This window comes from Dietzia sp. Cai40, from assembly GCF_014145165.1.
Lineage (GTDB): Bacteria > Actinomycetota > Actinomycetes > Mycobacteriales > Mycobacteriaceae > Dietzia > Dietzia natronolimnaea.
The window spans coordinates 1-5,887 of record NZ_JAALEB010000073.1 but is presented as its reverse complement, the minus strand read 5'-3'; the positions used below and the strand labels follow the sequence as shown (position 1 = coordinate 5,887).

General features: G+C 70.2%; 6 protein-coding genes. All 6 read right to left on the bottom strand.

Translation table 11 applies throughout. The features are described from left to right. A partial coding sequence (locus G6022_RS03545; RefSeq protein ID WP_182691013.1) for an AMP-binding protein occupies window positions 1–1,669 on the bottom strand: 1,669 nt, incomplete at its 3' end. 53 nt (window positions 1,670–1,722) lie between these two features. Further along, a complete protein-coding gene (locus tag G6022_RS03540) occupies window positions 1,723–3,006 on the bottom strand; it encodes a hypothetical protein (protein WP_338404124.1) in 1,284 nt (427 codons plus the stop codon). A 5-nt stretch (window positions 3,007–3,011) separates the two neighbouring features. After that, window positions 3,012–3,587: a nuclear transport factor 2 family protein gene (locus G6022_RS03535; protein WP_179525949.1), complete on the bottom strand. Its 576-nt coding sequence runs from the start codon at window positions 3,585–3,587 to the stop codon at window positions 3,012–3,014. Window positions 3,588–3,592: 5 nt separating this feature from the next. After that, complete coding sequence (locus tag G6022_RS03530; RefSeq protein ID WP_095717619.1) at window positions 3,593–3,808, bottom strand: ferredoxin; 216 nt, start codon at window positions 3,806–3,808, stop codon at window positions 3,593–3,595. 14 nt (window positions 3,809–3,822) lie between these two features. Further along, a complete protein-coding gene (locus G6022_RS03525) occupies window positions 3,823–5,124 on the bottom strand; it encodes a cytochrome P450 (RefSeq protein WP_095717665.1) in 1,302 nt (433 codons plus the stop codon). A gap of 92 nt (window positions 5,125–5,216) precedes the next feature. Beyond that, the coding region (locus G6022_RS03520; RefSeq protein ID WP_182691011.1) for an SDR family oxidoreductase at window positions 5,217–5,887 on the bottom strand (671 nt) is incomplete at its 5' end.

Here is a 5,887-nt window from a genome sequence, read left to right as displayed (position 1 = left end):
GCCGGTCGAGGTCGGGGGCACGCTCGGCCACCAGACGGCGCGCCCAGCCGTAGTCGGTCTTGCTACTGGGATGGCGTTCGACGCGGTCGACCACCCAGTACGCCACGGGGATCTTGAACCCGGCAAGGTGCTCGCGCAGGGCGTGCCCGACGGCGTCGAGGTCCCGCGGGCCGGTGCCCGGCGAGGAGTCCGGCGATGAGCCCTGTGCGGCATCCGCCCACTGGACCACGGCGCCGACCCGGTGCCCGAACCGCTCGTCCGGGACCCCGAACGCCACGGCGTCCTCGATCCCGGCCACCGCCTTGAGCGCGGCCTCGACCTCCTCGGCGAAGATCTTCTCGCCGCCGGAGTTGATCACCTGACTGGCCCGGCCGAGCATGATGATCGTGTCGGGGCCGTCGTACCGTCCGCGGTCCCCGGTGAACACCCGGCGGCTGCCGGCGATCTCCCGGAAGGTCTCGGCGGTCTTGGCCTCGTCCTTGTAGTAGCCGGCGGGCTGGTACCCGCTCTTGACGATCCAGCCGATCTCCTGCGAGTCGTCGGGCAGCGGTTCGTCGAAGTCGTCGACGAGCTGCAGGGTGGTACCCCTGGGGATCCGTGGTCCGTGGTCGGCGAAGAGCGACCCGTCGTCGAGATCGGCCTTGGTCACCACGCCCAGGCCGCCGAAGCCGCCCTCGGACGAGCCGAACGCGTCCATGATCATCAGATCGGGACGGAGCTCGAGCAGGTCCGCCTTGACCGAGGGCGAGAACAGGGCGGCTCCCGAGGAGACCATGAACATGCTCGAGGTGTCGGGGTCGGTCCGCCGCATCAGATCCACGAGTGGCCGGACCATCGCGTCACCGGCCACCACGGCGACCTGGATCTTCTCGGTCTCGATCTCCTCCAGGACGTCCGCGGCCCGGAAGTGCGGGAGGTAGTGCATGGTGCCGCCGGCGAACAGGCCGGTGAAGCTGGGCATGATGCCCGAGGTGTGGATGAGCGGGAGCAGGATGAGGTAGCGCATGGGGTCACCGCCCAGACCCGCCCTGGACTGGTGGAACTCGTCGGGCACCGGCTCACCCGTGTGGTAGTCCGCGCCACCTCCGAGGCTGCGCCACAGGTCCTCCTGACGCCACATCACACCCTTCGGTTTGCCCGTCGTGCCACCGGTGAACACCAGGTAGAGATCGTCGCCGCTCCGCTCCACCCCGGGGCGCTCCGCCGACGCCGCCTCCAGGGTCTCGCGGGCGGGGAGGACACCGTCCGGAAGGGTGTCGACGCCCGAGCCGTCCTCCACCATGATCGTGTGCCGGACGGCGTCGAGCCCTCGTACGGCCTCGGTCACCGCGGCGCCGAACTCGCGGTGGAACACCAGCACGCTGGTGTCGGAGTAGTCGTAGAGGTAGCGCAGCTCCGGGCCCGAGTAGCGGTAGTTGATGCTGATGGTCACCGCCCGCAGTTTGAGGACTCCGAGGATCAGCGCCAGACAGTCCACCCCGTTGCGCAGGTGCACACCGACGTGGTCGCCGGCCCCGACGCCCAGGGAGGCGAGCGCCGAGGCCCACCGGTTGGCCTCGGCCTCCAGGTCGGCGTAGGTGAGACGACGTTCGCCCTCCACCACCGCCAGACGGTCGGCGCCGTAGGCGTCCACGGCGTGTTCGAAGAGGTCGGCCAGGTTGTGTGCCATGTGGTGTCCTCCGTGACGGGGTCGGGTGTGCTGTCTCGGGCGAGCGTCCGGTCTCAGACCGGGGTGATGGGCAGTGGCGTGCGGGCCGGTCCGAAGTCGAACGCCGCCCCGGTGCTGATCCGGGTGACGGCGACCTCGTCGGACTCCTTCGCTGGTACGTCTCCGAGCCGGAGGACGGCCTCGACCCGGGAGCCGTCCGAGGGCACGCGCTCCACGGTCCAGTGCGGGTCGACCGCCTGTGCCGCCGCGGCGAGGGGGCGCAGGCCGTCCCGGGCGAGCAGGGGCATCCAGGTGTCGTCGGCGAACGCGTCCGCCGCGGTGTCCCAGGTGACGGTGACGCTCGCGCCGTCGCCGGAGACCGACGACGAGTACCCCGTGTAGGCGGTCGGACCGGCCAGCGGGTGGAGATCGAGCACGGCGGCCAACCCGTGTGCGTCCCCCTCCACGCCGAGGACGTCTCGGATCCGTCCCGCGGCGACCCCCGCGATCCCCGTCGCCTGGTAGGCGAGCAGCCGGTCCGCGGTCTCGGCGTCCGACCGGCGACGCACCGACTGGTGGAAACCCACCGCCAGCAGGTGCATCTGCAGGTACACCTCGCGGGTCATGCGGACGAGCGCGGCCGCGGTGAACTCGGGGAAGCTCAGATCCGTCAACAGCGGACCGGCGTAGTCGTCCCGAGGGCCCTCACCGGTGGTGTCCCGCGGTTCCGGCGGCTCGAAGGCGAAGTCGATCAACCGGCTGCTCGCGGACTCGACCGCCGGCTCGGGCCACGCCGCCGGCTCTGAATCCGGGTCGATCCGCACGGTCCAGTGACAGTGCGGCGTCCGGCCCTCCGGGCTGCGCGGCGGACGGTGGACGGGCTCCACGACGGCCCGGGGGTTGGTGGCCAGCGCGGTGGCCGGGAAGGTGGGGTCCTCGATGTCGTGGCACATCGTGGTGACGAGCCGGTCCCCCATCGGTTCGACGTCCATCAGCGCACCGCAGTGGTCGAGCCAGAACTCGCCGTGGTCGTGGTCGGTGACCGCGTACCGGAAGTCCATGAACTCCGGCGGCGCCCCCACATCCAGTTGGAAGCCCTTGAAGATCTCCGCGACGCCGTCTCCCGTGATCGACAGCGCCTCCTTCATGCGCCGGGTGTAGTGCGGGCTCGCGGCCTGCCACTCCTCGATCGCCACATCGCGCATCCCGTCCACACCGAACTCGCCGAGCAGGGCCGGCATCCCCGCCCGGTCGATGAGCTGGCCGATCAGCAGCAGGTCGGGCAGCAGCCTGGCGAGCCTGGCGTGGTCGAGGGACTCCAGGGGGTCGCTGTTGACGATCCGGTCGCGCGCGGCCACCGGACTCAGACCTCGTCCGGGGCGGACACCGGCCACAAGGGGGCCGGGCTGTCCTCGATGCGATACCACCCGGCCGGCTTGTCCCCGGCCGCCTCGAACCGGGCCTTCATCGAATCGGTGAGCGCGTCGGCCTCGTACATCCGCATGAACAGGTCCACCACGTTGCCGAAGTCGAAGAAGTCGCGGTGCCACTTCCACTTCTGGTCACCGTTGTAGAGGAACCACGACCCGCCGAGCCCGTGGACCTCGTACGGCTTCCCGGTCTTCGGGTCGACGGTGTCTCGGGCGATCTGCTTCCACAGACAGAGCACGTCGCCGGTCTCGGGGTCGATGATGGTCCGGATGTAGGGGTACTCCCAGCCGTCGAGCCCGGCCATCTCCTGGCCCAGCGCGATGTCGCGGATCTCGTCCCGGCCGACGGCCATGAAGTCGTCCTTGGTGCCGTAGTTCCAGCCGTAGGTGGCGTCCTCGGCGTAGAAGTCGGCGAGCGGGGTCCAGTCCTTGTTGCGCTCGCACTCGGCGTTGGCCTCGATCCAGCGCTGCACGAACTCGGCGATCTCGGCGCGGTCGTATCGGGTCACGTCACTCACTCCTGGTGGGTCTGGTTCTCGACGAGGCGGAGTGCCTGCGTCGGGCAGTACTTGACGGCGGCCTTGACGGCCTCGAGCTGGTCGTCGGGGACCACGCCCCGCTTGGCACGCACCTTGGCCTCGGAGCCCTTGCCGACCGTGAACCAGTCGGGGGCCTCCGCCTGACATTCGGCGTGCCCCTGGCACAGGTCGAAGTCCACCTCCACCCGCATCGGCTGCTGCCCGCTCACCTGCGCTGCCTCCTCCGGTAGCGGACGGTGCACGGCTGGGCCAGCTGGACGACCATCTTGGAGTGGTCGTTGTGGTAGCTCTCGGGCGGCTGCGCGAGCTCGAACTCGAACTCCCGCAGCAGGATCGAGAAGATGGCCTTGATCTGCAGCTGGGCGAACGCCGCGCCCACGCAGCGGTGCCGTCCGGCGCCGAAGGGGATCCAGGTCCACCGGTTGACGATGTCCTCCTGGCGCGGCTCGGCATAGCGTTCCGGGTCGAAGGAGTCGGGGTCCGGGAAGTCCTCCGGCAGCCGGTTGGAGACCGCGGGGGACGCCGCGACGGTCTGCCCGGCGCGGACGACGTGGTCGCCGATCTGCACGTCCTCCTGCGCCACCCGCATGAGGATGATCAGCGGCGGGTGCAGACGCAGCGTCTCTTTCAGGGCGTTCTCGACCCTGGGCATCTGACGCAACGCCCCGAAGCTGTACTCGGCCCCGTCGGAGTAGACCTCGTCGAGTTCGGCGACCACCTGCGCGAGGTAGTCCGGGTGCTTGAGCAACTCGATGAGCATCCACGCGCTGGTACCGGAGGTGGTGTGATGTCCGGCGAACATCATGGAGATGAAGATGCCGGTGACCTCGTCCGGGGTGAACCGGTACGTGCCGTCGTCGTTCTTGACGGAGACCAGGACGTCGAGGAGGTCGCGGTCCTCCTTGCTCGCCGGCGGCTCGGCCATCCGCTGGTCCATGATCCCGGAGACCAACTCGACCAGCCCCGCTCGCGCCGCGTCCCGCTTGCGGAACGCGGGGATGTCTGCGTAGGCGTCGATGTACGCGTGGGGGTCGGTGCCCTGCTCGAGATCGTGGTAGAGGTGCGCGAACCGGGCGTCGAGCTGCTCGCGGAACTTCGGACCGATCAGGCACGCCGAGGAGGTGTAGATGGTGAGCTCGGAGAACCACTCGAGGAGGTCGATCTCACCCTCGTCGCCCCACTCGCCCACCATGCGCTGGACCTCGCGGGGGATGGTGACGGCGTGCTGGCGCATGTGCTCGCCGCGCAGCGCGGTGTTGTGCAGCATCTCCGAGCGGCGCTCGGGGCTGGCGTCGAACACGACGCCCTCACCGAACACCGGCGTCATGAACGGGTAGGCGGCGGCCTGGTCCAGCGACTCGTCCGGCGCACGGAAGAAGGCCTCGTTCGCGGCCGCCCCGGAGGCCAGGCAGATGTCGCGGTCGACGATCTTGAACACGCCGAGGTCGCCGCACTCCTCACGGACCCGCCAGAACAGGCCGATCGGGTCGGTACGGAGTTCGTCCATGTGCCCGAGCTCCCCCTCGCCGTCGGAGACCCGACGCGGCTCGGTGAGGGTGGAGAAGTCCGTGGGCTTGTCGGTGGAGCTGTCGGTACTGGTCACGAGTAGTCCTCCTCGATTGGGGCCTCCGGCTGGATCTCCAGCTCGGTGATCTGGGCGCCGCGGGGCATCGACACCATGGCGGCGACCCCCCGGGCGAGGTCGGCCGGCTTACACATGCGCGGGTGACGACCGAAGCCGTGCTTGACCCAGTCGTTGATGACCGACTCCGCGGTCTCCGGGTCGAACTCGGTGCCCATCTCGGTCATCACCGGGCCCGGGCGGACCACGCCGAGGCGGATCCCCGTGCCCTCGAGTTCCTTGCGGGCCTGGTGGGCCATGGTCTCCAGGCCGGCCTTGGCCGCGACGTACGCCCCGGAGCGGGGCCGGGCTGTGTAGGCGACGTCGGAGCCGATCAGGACCACGTCGCCCCGACGGCGATCGACCATCCCGGGGACCACCGCGTGGAGCAGCCGCTGCACGGCGAGCAGGTGGATGTCGATCTGCGAGGCGAAGTCGTCCGGCTCCATCTCCCACACGCGGGCCATCTTCAGGGTGCCCGCGCTGGAGACCAGGACCTCGGGAGGGCCGTACGCCTCACCGGCGGCGGCCACGAACGCCGCCACCGACTCCGCGCTGGTCACGTCGACCGGTCGTGCGGTGGCCCGTCCCCCGGCCTCCCGGATCCGGCCCACGAGGTCGTCGAGGCGGTCGGCGCGGCGGGCCCCCA